The sequence below is a fragment of the Paenibacillus kribbensis genome, from assembly GCF_001705305.1.
Classification (GTDB): domain Bacteria; phylum Bacillota; class Bacilli; order Paenibacillales; family Paenibacillaceae; genus Paenibacillus; species Paenibacillus kribbensis_B.
The window spans coordinates 144,997-161,425 of record NZ_MCBP01000014.1 but is presented as its reverse complement, the minus strand read 5'-3'; the positions used below and the strand labels follow the sequence as shown (position 1 = coordinate 161,425).

Genomic DNA, 16,429 nt, shown 5'->3' with positions numbered 1-16,429 from the left:
TCTAAGCTTAAACGTAAGTTGACATCAATATTAAGACTATGTTAATCTCCAAACAAGAAAACGATTACTCAATATGATTATTTGAGGGAAATAATATGAAAAAAAATCACGTGTCAATAAAGGATATTGCCAGATTGAGTGGGGTATCTGTAGCAACAGTTTCCCGTGTGATTAACGAGAATGGTCGCTTCTCTGAGGAAACACGACAGAAGGTTAATGAAGTCATCCAAAAATATCAATATGAGACCAATAGCATCGCCAAAAGCCTGCGGATGAGTAAATCGCAGACGATTGGCGTTTTGGTGCCGGATATTAATAATGAATTTTTTTCAGTTATTGTACAAAAAGTGGAAAGTTTCTTTTTTAAACAAGGATACTCCACCATTATTTGTAATACCGCTAAAGATGCGGAGAAGGAAAGAGAATATTTGAAAACTCTGGATGGAAAAATGGTAGATGGTCTGATCTGTATTTCGGGGCAGGAGGAGCTTTCTGCTGAATTGCTTAAACGGCCCATTCCGATTGTATGTATTGACCGTCGGCCGAAGATTAATACGAATGTAGCTTTTATTGAGTCCAATCATTACGAGGGTGGATTTCTGGCGACAGAGGAGTTAATTAACAAAGGCTGCAAGGAAATTTTACTGTTGACCAAGCAAAACAATCTATCCTCTGTTAATGAACGTCTGTACGGGTATAAAGATGCTATGCAAAAGCATGGACTGTATCCATCCGAGGACCGCTTGGTTGCAGTTCGTAATGATGGGTCTAATCTGGAAACTGCACAGGCCGCTATTGAACGCGTCTTGGAAAAAAAACTCCGGTTTGACGGCATTTTTGCTACGAATGACTGGTTAGCTTTGGGCGGATTGCTGGCGTTACAGAAATACGGAGTACAGGTTCCCGGTGAAGTCAAAATCGTAGGTTTTGATAATGATACAATTTCCCAATACTGCAATCCACCGTTGACTACAATTGAACAAGATAAAGAAACACTTGCAGATAAAGCTTGCAATATGCTGCTTCGTATGCTGAGCGGAGACAAGATCGAACAAGAGCAGCATTATTCTGTCCCAGTACGGTTGATACAACGTAGTACCACCTAGTTTCATGTTGGTTTATGAGATCTTCTTGGATTAGCTACGGGAGAGGTAAGCATAGGTATTGTACTACCTCTCATAGAGTGAGACGGTGTAATCTAATCAGGCTGTATACTTTCCCGTGCAACATCCAACAAAAAAATGGATTGACAACAATATCAGAAAATGATAACTTTAATTATGTTAAATGTAATCGTTTACTCAAACGAACACCAAAATCAATATGATGGGTAAGGAAGTAACAAGTATGGAGTTAAGCTATGAAGTGTTATTCTTGTCTTTAATGAGTAAACGTTATCCCATCTGATTTTATTCATAATCAAAAGGCATAAGAAACAATCTGATAAATTTTAGAAAAATGTACAACTTATTATGCCGTTTGAGTAATCGTTTACTCCATTTCTTAAGAAGGGTGATAATTAATGAGTATGCTATTATGTCCTTCCATGATGTGCGCTAATTTCAAATCATTAGAACATGAAGTAAACGCACTGGAAGAAGCGAATGTGGATATTTTCCATATTGATATTATGGATGGCCGATTTGTTCCTAATTTCGGAATGGGGCTGCAGGATTTGGAATACATCCGCAAACAAACTCAGAAAACAGTGGACGTACATCTGATGATCGACAACCCTTCCGCCTATATTGATTTGTTTGCCGACAAGGGGGCAGACATCATCTATTTTCATCCAGAGGCTGATATGCACCCGACACGCACAATTGACCGAATTATCGACAAAGGGGTAAAGGCTGGGATTGCTCTTAATCCGGGAACAGCGGTGACTGCGGTTGAACCATTGCTTGGCCTGATTGATTATGTGTTGGTCATGACCGTAAATCCCGGTTTTGCGGGCCAAAAATATTTACCCTTCGTGAACGACAAGATTAAGGCGCTGCACGCTTACAAACTTGAAAAAGGCTTAAATTATACAATTGTAGTAGACGGTGCAATCTCCGAAGAGAAAATCAATGAATTGGCAAACTGCGGTGTTGAAGGATTTGTTTTGGGAACATCCACTTTGTTCGGTAAGGATGAACCTTACAAGGCCATCATTAATCGATTAAAAAATATTCGAATGGGGGAGGAATAGAGCCATGAAAATTGCCATCGGGAGCGATCATGTGGCTATAGAGCTTAAAGCGATAATCTCGGCTTATGTTAAAGAACTGGGTCACGAGGTTATTGACTACGGGCCGCAAAGTTCGGAAAGAACTGACTATCCGACGTATGGAAAACTTGTTGCCGAGGCTGTAGTCGGAAAACAGGCTGACGCAGGAATTCTGATTTGTGGCACAGGCGTAGGAATATCGATCTCGGCCAACAAAGTCAAGGGAATTCGGGCTGTGGTATGCAGCGAGCCTTATTCGGCACAGTTGTCCAAGCAGCACAACAATACGAATGTTCTTGCATTCGGTGCACGTGTCGTCGGAAGTGAATTGGCGAAAATGATTGTGAAAGCATGGCTTGAGGCCGAGTTTGAAGGAGGCCGCCATGGTGACCGCATCAAGATGATATCTGACATCGAGGAACAGCATTTATGCTGATAAACAACCACTTATACAAACATACATGATATGGAGGAGATTACGTTGGTAAAAAGATTAATCGCGAGCACGAAAACAGATATTTTGAAATTTAGCGCAGCAGATCTAAAAGAGTCTATCCTGGCTTCTGAAGGTCGCGTTATTATGGGACAACATCTTGTAATGATAAACACCGGTTTGGTGGATGGTGTCACCAATGCGGAAATCCAGGCTGCCTACGGCGCAGATATGGTTATGCTGAATGGCTTTGATATGATCAAGGAAGAATCCAATATCGGATTGCGTGAAATGAAGCACGGCAAGCTGGCCGAGAAGCCGTATAGTCTCAAGCAAGTCAAAGAATGGGCTGGAGTTCCGCTCGGCATTTATTTTGAATGTCCAAGCCCTGATGCTCAGGTTGCGGGAGAACAATACGTGGAGGCCAAAGAAGGAAGAGTAGCTTCCAGAGAGAACTTCCTGCGTGCTTTGGAGATCGGTGCCGATTTTATCGTATTGGGAGGAAATCCTTCCGCGGGAACAACCTTTGAGCGAATTATTGAGGCTACCAAGCTGGCCAAGGAAACGCTGGGAGATCAAATTCTGATCTGCGCCGGAAAATGGGAAGACGGCACCATTGAAAAAGTGCTGGGTGATCCACTGAGCGAACGACCTTCCAATGATATTATCAAGGATTTGATTGATTCCGGTGCAGACGTTATTACCCTGCCTGCGCCTGGCTCCAGACACGGAATTACAGTAGAGCATGTCAGACAGTGTGTAGAGTTTGTCCATTCGTACAAACCCGGAACTCTGGCTCTTTCTTTCCTGAACAGCTCGGTTGAAGGGGCAGATGTTCAAACGATTGCCTTAATCGCACTTATGATGAAGCAGACGGGTGCGGATATTCATGCCATTGGAGACGGTGGTTATGCCGGAACACCTCTTCCTGAGAACGTTTACCAGCTTGCACTATCCATTAAAGGACGCAGACATACGATTAAAAGAATGGTAGGCAGAAGCCGGTAACGATTTACAGGTTTAATTTAAAGACTCTATATTCTTTCTGTACTCACCATCGAGTGAATGTAGAGTCTTTAAATTTTTATCTTCATGTAAACGTTTACTTTCGTAGAAATATGCCAAAAGAGATTAAAGGAGCGAGCAGCATGTCAAACGAACAGCTGGCAAAAGAGATATTGGCATCCGTCGGGGGAGAAGAGAACGTCTCCAGCTTGGCGCATTGCGCTACCCGGTTGCGATTTAAATTAAAAAACAGAGCGCTGGCCGATAAAAGCAAAACACAAAACATTGCCGGAGTCATTACGGTGGTCGAAAGCGGTGGACAATATCAAGTGGTAATCGGCAATACCGTAGGCGATGTGTATAAAGATATTACCAAGATTAGCAGCATTGATGATAGCGTCAAGCAAGCTTCATCTCCTGCTCCTGAAGGCAATTGGTTTAATAAAGCGGTGGACATTATTTCAGGCATCTTCACACCATTTTTGGGGGCACTGGCGGCTTCCGGGATTTTGAAAGGGCTTTTATTAATGCTCGTCTCGCTGGGATGGCTCACCAAAACAAGTGGCGTCTATTCGATCTGGTACGCTGCCGCCGACAGTATCTTTTATTTCCTGCCTTTGGCCATCGCTGTAACCTCTTCGAGAAAATTTGGTGCTAATACTTTTGTCTCGCTTGCAGTCGCAGGGGCTCTGGTATATCCGAATATCATTACTTTATATAACGATAAAGCGGATATTACGTTCTTCAATATTCCTGTTGTTCTTATGAGTTATACTTCCTCGGTTATTCCGGTGATTATCGCGGTTTGGTTGCTATCAATTTTGGAGAAATTTCTGAACAGAGTAATTCATGAAAGCGTGAGAAATTTTATAACACCACTTATTTGTCTTATGGTCATTGTTCCCTTGACTCTGATTGCGGTTGGACCGATTGGAATATATGCGAGCTTGGGAATGGCTAAGGGTTACACTTTCTTATATAATTTGAGTCCGATTGTAGCAGGAGTCATTTTGGGTGCTGGGTGGCAGCTGCTGGTAGTTATGGGGCTGCACTGGGCGTTTATTCCTATTATGTACAATAACATTGCGGTATACGGTTATGATACCATGAAACCATTAATGGCACCCTCCAACTTTGCACAAGCAGGTGCGGCATTGGGTGTATTCCTTAAAACTAAAAATCCAAAAGTCAAAGCGATTGCAGGTCCTGCGGCGATAACTGGTTTGTTTGGTATCACAGAGCCGATTATCTACGGGATTAGTATCCGTTATAAAAAACCGTTTGTATGGGCTATTATCGGGGGGGCTATCGCCGGGGCAATTACGGGTGCTTCAGGTTCCGTGGCCATTGCTCCAGGTATACCGGGCTTGGCATCTCTGCCGATTTTCTTCGGCACGGGTTTTGCGGGGTTCGTCATTGCCATTACGGTAGCCTATATATTCACAGCCATTACCACGTATTTCTTTGGATTTCATGATTCCATGGAAAAAGAAATGATTGCCGTCCATGAAGAGAAGAAAGAAGTTGAAACCCTAGCTCCTGCGCTGACGAACGAAAACATTTCCAGTCCGTTGACGGGTGTTGTCAAACCGTTATCCGAGATATCTGATGAAGTGTTCTCTACTGGAGCTATGGGTAAAGGCATTGCTATCGTACCTGAGGATGGCAAATTGCTCTCACCGTTCAATGGAACTATAGCTAATGCCTTCCGCACAGGACATGCGATTGGTATTGTATCGGATGGGGGGACGGAGATCCTTGTTCACATCGGCATGGACACTGTTAAATTAAAGGGCCAGCATTTTAAAACGCATATCGCAGAAGGTGACCGGGTTACCAAAGGTCAACTGCTGGTCGAGTTCAATATTGAGGAAATTAAAGCGCTGGGCTATGACATGACTACTCCGGTTATTGTAACGAATACAGCCGAATACTCTGATGTTAAGGTGCTGGGGAACAATCGGGTACACACGGGAGATTCATTGCTGGAGGTCAAGCTATGAAGACTATTGAAAGACTAAATCAAGTCAATGCACCTCTGGTCATTCATGAGGTAATGAGCGAAGCGTTTCGTTCGTATGGGAGGCTACTGACTCATTTTAATACCGCAGAGCTCACCAAGTGTGCAAGGGAAACGATTAGCATACCCGACCAGGGAAATCGTTACGTGCCTTCGGTGGCAAAAATCGAAGCCTTCGGTATAATTCACCAGATTCAAGATGAGGTGTATGGCCAACTTCCAATTCAGGCTGGCTTTTGCGCAGGTCAGAATATGGGTCTGACGGGGCTGGAATATCATCAGGGCAGTGAGGTGGTGATTGCTGCTACGGACTGTGTTCATTTTGTCGGCAGAGTACAGGACATTGAGGACAATTCCTATGACAGTGCAAATGTTCAGGTGTTTTTTCAGCCTAAAAACACGGTGGTTGAGCTATATTCAACGACACTTCATTATGCTCCATGTAAAGTTGACAGTGAAGGATATTTGACGATCGTGATCCTTCCAGCAGGGACGAATAGGCCGCTTGAAACGGGAGAAGGTAGCCGGGGAAACCCATTGCTTACAAAGAAAAATAAATTTCTTATGGTTCATAGTACGCAGACGGAAAAAATTGCAGCCGGGGTCCACCCCGGACTACACGGCAAGCTGCTGAATATTTTACCCGTTTGAGTCTAACGCGATAATTCATAAAACAAAGAAACCGCTTCTGGAGTATGTTGAATGGTATTTCCATTCTTCCAGAGGACGGTTTCTTTTTTGGGAAATAATCTATAAAATTTATAATGGGGAAGACCGTAGCAACTAGGTTGTTTTGCAGAAAGGAATCAGATGATTATGCTCATTCAGAAATTAAAATATGCGCAAAACCTGACTACGCAAGAAAGACATATTATTGAGTACATTCTGGATCATCCCGAAATTGTATTCAAAGCGACGGCTCATGAGCTGGCCAGAATGACCTTTACCAGCTCTTCTACCATTGTTCGTTTATGCAAAAAGCTCGGCACCAAAGGTTATCCAGACTTTCAATTGCAATGGGCACTTGAATACAAGCCGAATCCTCAGAAAGACGAGCCGGAGGGAGAATTGGCGATTGAACAAGGTAATCTGCCAGCCGCAATTGAAGCTTTACCATATCTGTATGAACAATCACTGAGCAAAACACGCCAAATGTTGAAAGAAGATAGCCTGATCAAGATCGTGCGGTGGTTAAAAAGCTCAGAAAGAATTGATATTTACGGAAGTGATAATAATTATTATCTCGCTCAGCAGGCCAGTGCCAAATGGAACGAACTGGGTATCAACGCCGTCGCGCATAACAGTGCCAATTTTCATTACTTGAACAGTATCAATCTCAATATGTCGCCTCTGTCCTTTGTCATCTCTCATACAGGACACAACCGTGCCATGGTAGAAGTAGCCAAAGCATTGAGGAACAAGCAAATGAGAATGGTGGCTGTTACCAGCAACAACAATTCTGCGCTAACGAAGCTCTGTGATGAAACGATTCTCACCTACGGTTACGATGAGCGAATGCGCCTATCCAAGCTAGCCACGATGGTATCGGTGCTATACATTTTTGATGTGTTGTATATGAGCACGATTCCTGAAGAGGGGTAGGCGATAGGCTACGAAAGATCTGCCCCAAATACAATGTTGGCGTCCTTACGCGCCTCTACCACGGTTTGGATCACGGAACGGCTATAATCAAGCAGTTCGTAGCAACGCTTAAAATCATTATTTTTATACAGGGTATTGAAAGCCTCAAGCTCATAATAGAGAGTGTTGCGGTTAGTCTGGAGGTTCAACTCTTGCTCTGTCTCCCCGGTGTGCAGTAGAATCTGGCGGCAACCGTTAGCTCCATTGACTACGTGCAGGTAGCCTTTCTCTCCTTGAATCAGTACAAAATTCATGCTGTTTGTGTCTTTGCACCCTACGCATTCGGCAATAAATCCGGGATATTTTAGTACCAGAATTCCTGAAGTATCGATTCCGTTAGCATGCTTGTTGGCTGTATAGCTTACGGATTGAGGCGAGCCGAATATATTCATCACAAAATGCAGGTTATAAATATTAATGTCTGTCAGTGCGCCACCTGAAAATTGAGGATTGAACACATTGGGCGTCTCACCGCTCAGCAACTGGTTGTACTTTCTGGAATATTGGCTGTAATTGCATTGGATGAATTTGATGGTTCCCAGCCTGGACAATTGATCTTTAACCAATTGATAATTGGGCAGATGGATCGTCGTAATGGCTTCAAATAACATCAATTGATTTTGCTGTGCAAGTGCAATCAGAGATTCGGCCTCTTGCAGTGTTGAAGTAAAAGGTTTCTCACAGATCACATGCTTGCCGTGCTGAAGTGCGCGATAAGCATGATCGAAATGTAAGCTATTGGGGGAGGCGACATACACAAAATCAACTTTTGGATCAGCGAATAAAGCTTCAAGGTCTGTATAAATGGAAGCAATATTGTATTTTTCGGCCAAAGGCTTGGCCGTTTCTTCTTTACGGGAATACATGGCAACACAGGTAACGTCCTCAATCTGATCTACTGCCGACAAGAAGGCATCGACAATTGAGCCTGTGCCTATCGTTGCAATCTTCATATGAATACACCTCTTTGTTTTTATTTTGTATTTTTTGCAGCTGCTACGCCAAGGTTCAGAACATTAAGAACATACAGCACTTCTTCATCTTGAATAGGTTTTTCTTTGTTACATTTAATCGCTTGATACAACTCTTCATATAAAATGCCGTAATCAGTCACTTCTGAAGGCACGCGTTCCGTATGTTCTACACCCTCTTCGTCCACGTAAGAAAGTACACCCCAATTGTCTTCGGTCTCCGGTTCAAAGGATACATGGGTAGGGCCTTGCTCATTTTTCTTTTGGTGTCCGCTGCTGTACTTAACAAAGCTGCCTTGATCGCCATGAACTATAAATTTGGGGTGGTTGATTTTAACGCTAAAGCTGCACTTCACCGTGGCTTTAAGTATCCCGTAGTGGAAGTCAATATCAATATAATCATCGGATTCCCCAGGATAATAAATGCTTCTGACATCATAGTGGACTTGATCTGCTTTGCCGTACAAGGAGATAAGCTGGTCAATGGTATGAACGGCTAAACCGTGCAATAACCCAAATCCTTTTTGTATGGCTTGCGGGTGAAAATAATCATAGTGGGACTGAATTTCAATAATATTCCCCAGCTTTCCACTCTCAATCACCTTTTTTAATGTAAGGAAATCACCGTCGTATCTTCTGTTCTGATTAGCCATAGCGATAAGATTTTTAGCTTTTGCCAGATTGAATATTTCTTGCGCCTCCTCAAGACTTGAAGCGAAAGGCTTCTCGACAAGCACATGCTTGTTATGTTCAAGCGCAAGCTTGGCATAATCATAATGGCTGTCTACATGGGTGCAAATAACGACTAGTTCAATTTCATCATCCTCCCAAATTTCTTGAAGATTTGTTGTAAAGTCTATGGCAGGATAATAGCCTTCTCTCTCCGTATCCCCTATCCGGTCTTCTTCCCTGCGATAAATTGTTTTGACCTTGATATGCCGTTGTCTCTCCAGATAGGGCAAGTGATAATTAACTACACTGTTTCCAAATCCAATCATTGCGGCAGCCATCATAAAGAGTCACTCCTGTTCTTGTTTTAGAGCTATCTTAGCACTGAGAACCAGCGTGGAGAACGGTGTAGACGGATATTGGCAAATGTTTGCGTAAATAGGCTATGCATTTAATATTTATGAAATTCAATTTCAGACTCTTACCATTATCCCTTGAATCGGAGTAGGGGAATCCCTTGATGTTTATAATTCAGGCTACTTTGTGACTGAAATCACATATAGTCCGACCTGTTGCTTTAAAATAGAGATATAGACAATATTTATTAGGAACGTAGGAGAAGTCGTCGGTAGGAAATGTCGTCGAATGAATGGAGGAACCGGTATATGATAAACAGTAAACAGAAGCTTGTTGTTATAGGTAATGGGATGGCTGGTATCAATACGGTCGAACAGATTTTAAAATTAACGGATAAATATGAAATTACGGTCCTTGGAAGTGAGCCACATCCGAACTATAACAGGATTATGCTCTCTTATGTTTTGGAGGGTAGCAAGACCATTGAAGATATCATACTGAACGATTTGCAATGGTACGAGGATCAAGGTATTACTTTATATACTGGGAAAATGGTACGGAGCATCGACGGAGAAAGAAAGAAGATTCATACTGAGGACGGACTGGAAATTGATTACGATCTAGCTTTGATAGCCACGGGCTCCCAATCGTTTATTTTGCCTATTCCGGGAAAAGAATTACCGGGCGTCATCGGTTTTCGAGATATCGCCGATTGCACGGCAATGCTTGAGGCGGCGAAAACCTATAAAAAGGCAGCCGTCATTGGTGGAGGGCTGTTGGGACTGGAAGCAGCTAAAGGCCTGGTCAATCTCGGTATGGACGTAACGGTCGTTCATTTGATGGAGGATTTGATGGAGCGTCAGCTGGACCGGGAAGCCTCCGCGATGCTGAAAGCAGAGCTAGAACGCCAGGGAATCAAATTTGCCATGCAAATGCAGACTGCAGAGGTGTACGGTCAGGATCGGGTACAGGGCCTGCGTTTCTCGGATGGAAGCGAACTGGAAGCGGATTTGGTCGTTATGGCCGTTGGGATCAAGCCCAATACTCAGGTGGCTGTGCAAAGTGGTATAGAAACGAAACGTGGAATTGTAGTCGATGACTTGATGAGAACCTCCATGCCGGATGTATATGCTGTAGGGGAGTGTGCTGAACACCGTGGGATTTGTTACGGCCTGGTTGCTCCGCTGTTTGAACAGGGAAGTGTCATTGCCAAGCATTTTGCAGGTGCAGACACCGAAGGCTATATGGGATCAGTGGTTTCCACCAAGCTCAAAATTTCAGGGGTGGATGTTTTCTCGGCTGGCGATTTCATGACCCAGCCTGAACATACGGTGATTGTAGCCAAGGATGAGTGGAAGCGCACATACAAAAAGGTGCTGCTTCGTGACAACCAGATTGTAGGAGCTGTACTGTTCGGAGATGTGACTGAATCTGTCAGCCTGCAGAAATATGTGCGGCAGCAAACGTTGATGACGGATGAGATATATGGACAGCTCATGGGAACCGGATGTAGTAAAGACGGAGCTAAAGCCCAATCCGCTGAAACAATGGCTGATGATGAAATTGTCTGCGGCTGTAACGGTGTGACTAAAAAAGCGATTGTTGATGCGATCAATGAAAATGGACTGACCACAGTCGACGAAATTAAGGCATGTACCGGGGCAACACGGTCCTGTGGAGGGTGCAAGCCGGTCGTTGAACAAATTCTCCAGTATGTTCTTGGAGATAGCTTCAAGACGGCTGCCAAGCAAGGAATATGTGGCTGCACAACCTTGAGCCGGGATGAAATTGTTGCAGCAATCAAAACCAAAGGACTTACAACGACACGTGAAGTGATGAATGTACTAGGTTGGCAGAATGATGAAGGCTGCTCCAAATGCCGCCCGGCGCTGAATTATTATTTGGGAATGATTAACCCGGAAACGCATGAAAATGAAGAAGATTCCCGTTTTGTGAACGAACGGCTGCATGCCAACATTCAAAAGGATGGGACATTTACAGTTGTGCCAAGAATGTATGGCGGTGTTACGACTCCAGAGGATCTGAAAAAAATAGCTGATGTTTCCCTTAAATACAATGTTAAGGTTGTTAAAGTAACAGGGGGACAGCGGCTGGACTTGATTGGTGTCCGTAAAGAGGATTTGCCTAAGGTGTGGGAAGAACTCGACATGCCGTCAGGATATGCCTACGCGAAATCTCTTCGTACAGTTAAAACCTGTGTTGGATCGCAATTTTGCCGTTTTGGCACACAGGACTCGATGGGAATGGGAGAAGTGCTGGAACGGAAATTCGAGAGACTGGATTTTCCGGCAAAATTCAAATTAGCGGTTAATGGATGTCCACGCAACTGCGCGGAATCATGTACGAAGGATATCGGAATTGTGGGTAATGATGGAGGCTGGGAGATTTTTATCGGTGGCAACGGCGGTATAAAAGCTCGGCTGGCTGACTCGCTTTGCAAAGTGAAGACTGACGATGAACTGATTGATATTGTAGCAGGCGTGATGCAGTTCTATCGTGAAACAGGTCAATATCTGGAACGTACCTCGGAATGGGTGGAACGTACTGGCCTTGAAGAGATTCGGAAGGCTGTCGTTCACGATATAGATAATCGCAAAGCTTTAATAGAACGAATTGAGTTTGCATTGCAACAGGTTGAAGACCCATGGAAAAAGATCATCCATAGTGAGGATTCGCGTAAGAACTTATTTGAGGTCGTTACACTGTAATTATGTGAATTTATTTAGAGAATGCTTGGAGAAGGGAGCAATCAAGCGAATGATCAAACATGCTGAGTGGCTTATCGTCGGTCATAGTAAGGATTTTCCGGCCAGAATTGGACGGACTATCCGGTTGGAAGGTAAGGAAATCGCAATTTTTCGTACTTCGGAGAACAAGCTTTACGCTGTTGAAAATTCCTGCCCGCATCCTAAGGGAGGGCCGCTTACCGAAGCCATCGTATCAGGTCATTACATTTATGACCCGCTGCGTGATTGGAAGATCGATTTGGAAACGGGCATTGTTCAAGACCCAGATACCGGACAAGTCAAGACATTTGCGATTCGGGAAGACGGAGAAGAAGTGAAAATATCCCTTTAATACAGATAATCACAAAAAAGCGCGGCCCCCGAAAATGTTAGGGGCCGCGCTGTATTTGTTTGTACTCCATCTAATTTAAGGGTCTTCAACAGTCTTATTTGAAAATACGTATCAGTATTTCAGCCAGCTCACCTCTGCTGATGGCTGCCTTCGGTCTGAGCGTCCCATCAGGATATCCGCTGATCCAACCGGAGCCTATAGCATTTTCGAATGCAGTGGAAGCCCAGGGGGCAATCTGCTGTTCATCCTTATAGGACTGCGGTGCAGCCTCGCTTGGAGCAGATACTTTATCCGCTACTGCATGTGACAGGATCACCATCGCCTGTTCACGGGTAAGGCTCTCATCAGGACCGAACGTCTGAACGGTCAGCCCTTGAATCCATCCCTGACGATGAGCGGCATCCACGGCTGCTACAGCCCAGTGTCCTTCCATATCTGTAAAGTTGGTAGATATACTCTCGTCTTCAGTAGTCCCCAAAGCTCTGATCAGTACGGACACAAATTCTGCACGGCTTACCGCGCGCTCAGGGCGCATATTGCCGTCTTTATAACCTTGTATCCAGCCTTTGGCTGCAAGAGATTGCAGAGACTTCGCTGCCCAATGTCCTTGTACATCCGGCCATACCTGAGCGAGCTCTTGCGAATCCGATGAATTTATGGGGCCATTTTGCACGTTTGTCTGATCGGTTTGAGGCTTTGCGTCGGTGGTGACAGCAACGGCAAAGGTATTTGACCCTGTCGCATTCAAACTCACACCTGACAACATTCCTTTTGAATCCATCATAGTAGTGCCTTTTAAAATCTCACGCTCGCCATTTTCATGAATAACAAGAATGGAGAATTGGGGCTCCGCATTCTGCACTTTACTTAAGGATTCGTTATCCAGCGGTAGAATGACGGACGAGGTTCCTGTCACGTTGGCTTTGATGTCTACAACCGGACCTATCAGCTTCAGGCTGGATTGTTGCTCCGCCCAATCGCGCATCTGCTGTACACGTTGTGCATCTGCATGCTGGAAGGACAAATTAACGTCTTCCTGGCCTGAAGCCATACGGGTTAAGGCGTCGCTGGATATCATCAGTGTTCCATATCGGGATATCACGGCAGCTCCAACCTTATCCCATTTATTCAGTAAAGCATGAGAAAGGATAACACGACTAATCTGTTTTTCCTGCTCCAAATGAATGTCTGCGTACTCCTTGCCTTCTCGAAGTGCTTGTTGTATCTGCTCATTCACATATGCCGCTGTTGGAACAAAGAGGGAGACCTCTTTCCCCTGTCCGGACAATCCTGCCTGTAGAGCCTGATCTTCCTCTTTATCTTTGTTAGACTTACCCGTGTCCACACTAATCTTGGCAGGGATCATGACTTCTATTGCTTGTGTCAAAGCATGAGAACCATCACTTACCTTTGTGACATCCAATATTACAGCTACAACGGATGGAGTTGCTGCCTGCACAATCGTTCCATCGGTCCGCACGATGTCAGGCTGGCTACTGCTGCTGATGGTCAGACGGAAACCGTCAGGTACAACAGGCAACCTGAGCAATGTATCACTTGTTGTAGGGGCTGGTATGCTTGTGATGGAATCCGCGACACGTTGGGCGGTTAATCCTTGGGCATATACTAGCCCTGAGGGAGCGCTCTTCATGCCATCTACACTCTGTAGCACATAGTAGCTGGCTCCCTCAGGGATGGGTGTAAATATATACTTCCCTTCTCCGGAAGCGATCCCTTCCGCTATAAGTTCCTGCTGGGCATTGTACAGCTCCAGATGAGCCCACGGCAAGGCACCTGTAACGATCACCGAGGCGATACTCCCTGTGCCTGCTGCGGCTGCAACCGCGCGGGGCAGTACGTTTACACGGCGTTCGGCCGGCTCTGCCGTCCAGCCTCCATTGTCGCTATAAGCATAGTTCAATACATATATGCCGGGTACATTTGTATTGACATCACCGCTGCCTGACAGCTCAGGGATCAGGACATTGCCGTATACGCTGTCCAGTACGCTGGCTCCCGGATCGGTGAAGCTGTCGCCAGTTTCCAGGATAATCGGATTGTTGCCGTTCAATCGTACATAAGGTGTATTCGGCAGTGCCTTCAGCACCGTGATGGCGAATGTTCTTTGTGCAGAAGCTGTACCTTTAGAAATGATTGCCTTTAACTGTACACTCACATCACCGTCTATATATTTGGGCCGATTTACCTGACCGCTGCTGCTGAGGACATCCGGTTGATCCGAGGACCAGTCGATCTGGGTATCGAATGCTCCTGTACGAGGCAAAGCGATGGAATCTTTAATCCCTTGCGGGTAATCCAGTTTCAGTGTATTTGCCGCCAAATTCACTGCTTCATCAGCGCTTACGGGCAGTGCAGGCACGAGCAGGCTGAATGTTTTTCGAAGCTCAACCCCGCCTCTTGCCAGAAGCGCTTCCAGTGTAATGGTCTGATCACCCTGTACATAGCTCGGGAATGTTACATGTCCAGTATGATCCAGGAATTCAGGCTGATTTGAAGTCCACGACACCTGAACGCCATTCAGAGCATCTTTTGGCAAATATACGTCTCCGGTTACTGGAGTCATCGGCAGTTCAAGTGCTCTGTATGCTGAGTCCACGGCTTCGGTGTCGCTTATCGGCAGACGGAGTACGTGTGCAGTAAAATTCTTTATTTTCGTTAAGCCAGCGAGCTGTAGGGTAGCTGTCAGGGTAACATCTGTATCTCCATGACTATAGGAGGGTCTGGTGAGTGTTCCATATGCTGAAATAACAAGCGCGTTAGCTGATGACCATTGAATTAGCACACCACCATCTCCAGATAAAGGGAGAGATATATTTTCTTTTACCGCGGACAAATCGCCAAGCGAGAGGGTGTCTGCTGCCTGATCCAGTGTATCTTGAGCAGAAACCTTAAGTACCGTAACCTCGAAGGTTCGGGTATCTGAAGCGGTTCCCTTTGTAATCGTCGCTGTCAGCTTTACCGTCTTATCTCCCGCATCGTAGCTCGGACGCGTTACTGTCCCTGTATTAGTAATGACATCCGGTGCATCTGAGTTCCAACTCACCGTCGTACCGTTCAGCCCGGACAGTGGCAATACCAGCGGCTGTGATACTGCTGTGGCTGAGTCACCCGAAGCAAAGCCTGGAGCAAGTGCGTCTTTGGCCTGTGCAACATCATCGGCATCCGTAGGGATGTTCACTGTGACCTCTGAGGGAGTACTTTCTCCCCGAGCATTCACAGCCTGCAGGCTGTAAACAGCCGTACCTGGCGGTAATGCCGTGGAATCTGTGAATCGGGTTAATGGTCCTGCATACAATGTGATGCCATTTCTGATGACCTTGTATGACGTGGCGTAAGGAACAGCGTCCCAGCTTAACTCCACTGTATTTCCATTTTTGGTTCCTGTAAAATGACCTGGAGCCTGCGGAACGGGTAATCGCTCCCCATAAGCTGCGAATTCCATGATAGAAGTCCACAGATTGTTTCTCGCATTTCCTTGATCAATATATAATCGCAAGAATCGTGCGGTTACAGGAGTGATGCTCTTTTCAAAATTAGGATTCGTATTATTCTGAACGGTATCGACAGTAACCCAATTGCTTCCGTCACTGCTTGTTTGCAATCGAAAGCCATAAGGGTCACGTTGATCCTGCCATCCACTGATGATCCCCATGCCTGCTACACCATAACGATCTACGATATACCAGTCTCTCAGATCTACCTGAATCCATTTTTCACCGTTACTGGCTTGATACCAGCGGCTTGTCGGTTCATAAGAACCGTCGACTGCCTTGGCCGGGTCATAGGGCTGACTGTAGCCGCTTGATATGGCTGGCTTGTTAAGCACCACATTTTCCGAACCTGCCGCATTGGCTTCATTCGTCCCTATAAGCAAAGCCGCTCCGCCGAGAAAGGGCAGTAATGGAATCAGCAAGCGATAGGGTTTCAATTTGTTGCGTGTGAAGTTATTGCCTTCGAGCACGCCATCACCTCTTCTTCATTAAATAGCACACTGTTCAACA

At 45.2% G+C, this 16,429-nt stretch carries 12 protein-coding genes; 9 read left to right on the top strand and 3 right to left on the bottom strand.

Annotation, left to right across the window (positions count from 1 at the left end):
• Positions 1–110 precede the first annotated feature (110 nt).
• From BAZ21_RS22045 to BAZ21_RS22015, 7 genes are all read left to right on the top strand, one after another.
• On the top strand, positions 111–1,106 hold the full coding sequence (locus tag BAZ21_RS22045) for a LacI family DNA-binding transcriptional regulator (protein ID WP_256022318.1): 996 nt from the start codon (positions 111–113) through the stop codon (positions 1,104–1,106).
• Between the two features lie 416 nt (positions 1,107–1,522).
• A complete protein-coding gene (gene rpe / locus BAZ21_RS22040; protein WP_068505065.1) occupies positions 1,523–2,194 on the top strand; it encodes a ribulose-phosphate 3-epimerase in 672 nt (223 codons plus the stop codon).
• Positions 2,195–2,198: 4 nt separating this feature from the next.
• On the top strand, positions 2,199–2,648 hold the full coding sequence (rpiB, locus tag BAZ21_RS22035; protein WP_068505064.1) for a ribose 5-phosphate isomerase B: 450 nt from the start codon (positions 2,199–2,201) through the stop codon (positions 2,646–2,648).
• Positions 2,649–2,693: 45 nt separating this feature from the next.
• On the top strand, positions 2,694–3,653 hold the full coding sequence (locus tag BAZ21_RS22030) for a DUF7916 family protein (protein WP_084011823.1): 960 nt from the start codon (positions 2,694–2,696) through the stop codon (positions 3,651–3,653).
• Between the two features lie 140 nt (positions 3,654–3,793).
• The gene (locus BAZ21_RS22025; RefSeq protein WP_068505062.1) at positions 3,794–5,653 is read left to right on the top strand and encodes a beta-glucoside-specific PTS transporter subunit IIABC; all 1,860 of its coding nucleotides are present in this window, start codon (positions 3,794–3,796) and stop codon (positions 5,651–5,653) included.
• Positions 5,650–6,321, top strand: a complete 672-nt coding sequence (locus tag BAZ21_RS22020) for a DUF4867 family protein (protein ID WP_068505061.1) — start codon at positions 5,650–5,652, stop codon at positions 6,319–6,321. The genes BAZ21_RS22025 and BAZ21_RS22020 overlap by 4 nt, the downstream gene beginning before the upstream one ends.
• Positions 6,322–6,486: 165 nt before the next feature.
• Positions 6,487–7,272: a MurR/RpiR family transcriptional regulator gene (locus tag BAZ21_RS22015; RefSeq protein WP_068505089.1), complete on the top strand. Its 786-nt coding sequence runs from the start codon at positions 6,487–6,489 to the stop codon at positions 7,270–7,272.
• Positions 7,273–7,280: 8 nt separating this feature from the next.
• On the opposite strand, the gene BAZ21_RS22010 is transcribed toward BAZ21_RS22015, so the two are convergent.
• Positions 7,281–8,264: a Gfo/Idh/MocA family protein gene (locus tag BAZ21_RS22010; RefSeq protein ID WP_068505060.1), complete on the bottom strand. Its 984-nt coding sequence runs from the start codon at positions 8,262–8,264 to the stop codon at positions 7,281–7,283.
• A 20-nt stretch (positions 8,265–8,284) separates the two neighbouring features.
• On the bottom strand, positions 8,285–9,295 hold the full coding sequence (locus BAZ21_RS22005) for a Gfo/Idh/MocA family oxidoreductase (RefSeq protein WP_068505059.1): 1,011 nt from the start codon (positions 9,293–9,295) through the stop codon (positions 8,285–8,287).
• A gap of 321 nt (positions 9,296–9,616) precedes the next feature.
• On the opposite strand from BAZ21_RS22005, the gene nirB reads away from it, so the two are divergent.
• Together nirB and nirD are read left to right on the top strand one after the other, a co-directional pair.
• Positions 9,617–12,037 carry a nitrite reductase large subunit NirB gene (gene nirB, locus BAZ21_RS22000; protein ID WP_068505058.1) on the top strand — a complete coding sequence of 807 codons (2,421 nt, stop codon included), beginning with the start codon at positions 9,617–9,619 and terminating at the stop codon, positions 12,035–12,037.
• A 49-nt stretch (positions 12,038–12,086) separates the two neighbouring features.
• Entirely contained in the window at positions 12,087–12,407 is a 321-nt protein-coding gene (gene nirD, locus BAZ21_RS21995; RefSeq protein WP_068505057.1) for a nitrite reductase small subunit NirD, read from the top strand.
• Positions 12,408–12,501: 94 nt separating this feature from the next.
• Here nirD and BAZ21_RS21990 read toward each other — a convergent pair whose 3' ends face one another.
• Positions 12,502–16,389 (bottom strand): immunoglobulin-like domain-containing protein, encoded by a 3,888-nt coding sequence (locus tag BAZ21_RS21990; protein ID WP_068505056.1) that lies wholly within the window; start codon positions 16,387–16,389, stop codon positions 12,502–12,504.
• Positions 16,390–16,429: the final 40 nt, after the last annotated feature.

What these genes read in the sequence shown, in the direction of transcription:
- nirB (WP_068505058.1), top strand. Translation starts at nt 9,617, where the DNA reads ATGATAAACAGTAAACAGAAGCTTGTTGTTATAGGTAATGGGATGGCT.
- BAZ21_RS22025 (WP_068505062.1), top strand. Translation starts at nt 3,794, where the DNA reads ATGTCAAACGAACAGCTGGCAAAAGAGATATTGGCATCCGTCGGGGGA.
- rpiB (WP_068505064.1), top strand. Translation starts at nt 2,199, where the DNA reads ATGAAAATTGCCATCGGGAGCGATCATGTGGCTATAGAGCTTAAAGCG.
- BAZ21_RS22020 (WP_068505061.1), top strand. Translation starts at nt 5,650, where the DNA reads ATGAAGACTATTGAAAGACTAAATCAAGTCAATGCACCTCTGGTCATT.
- BAZ21_RS22015 (WP_068505089.1), top strand. Translation starts at nt 6,487, where the DNA reads ATGCTCATTCAGAAATTAAAATATGCGCAAAACCTGACTACGCAAGAA.
- BAZ21_RS22005 (WP_068505059.1), bottom strand. Translation starts at nt 9,295, where the DNA reads ATGATGGCTGCCGCAATGATTGGATTTGGAAACAGTGTAGTTAATTAT.
- nirD (WP_068505057.1), top strand. Translation starts at nt 12,087, where the DNA reads ATGATCAAACATGCTGAGTGGCTTATCGTCGGTCATAGTAAGGATTTT.
- BAZ21_RS22010 (WP_068505060.1), bottom strand. Translation starts at nt 8,264, where the DNA reads ATGAAGATTGCAACGATAGGCACAGGCTCAATTGTCGATGCCTTCTTG.
- rpe (WP_068505065.1), top strand. Translation starts at nt 1,523, where the DNA reads ATGAGTATGCTATTATGTCCTTCCATGATGTGCGCTAATTTCAAATCA.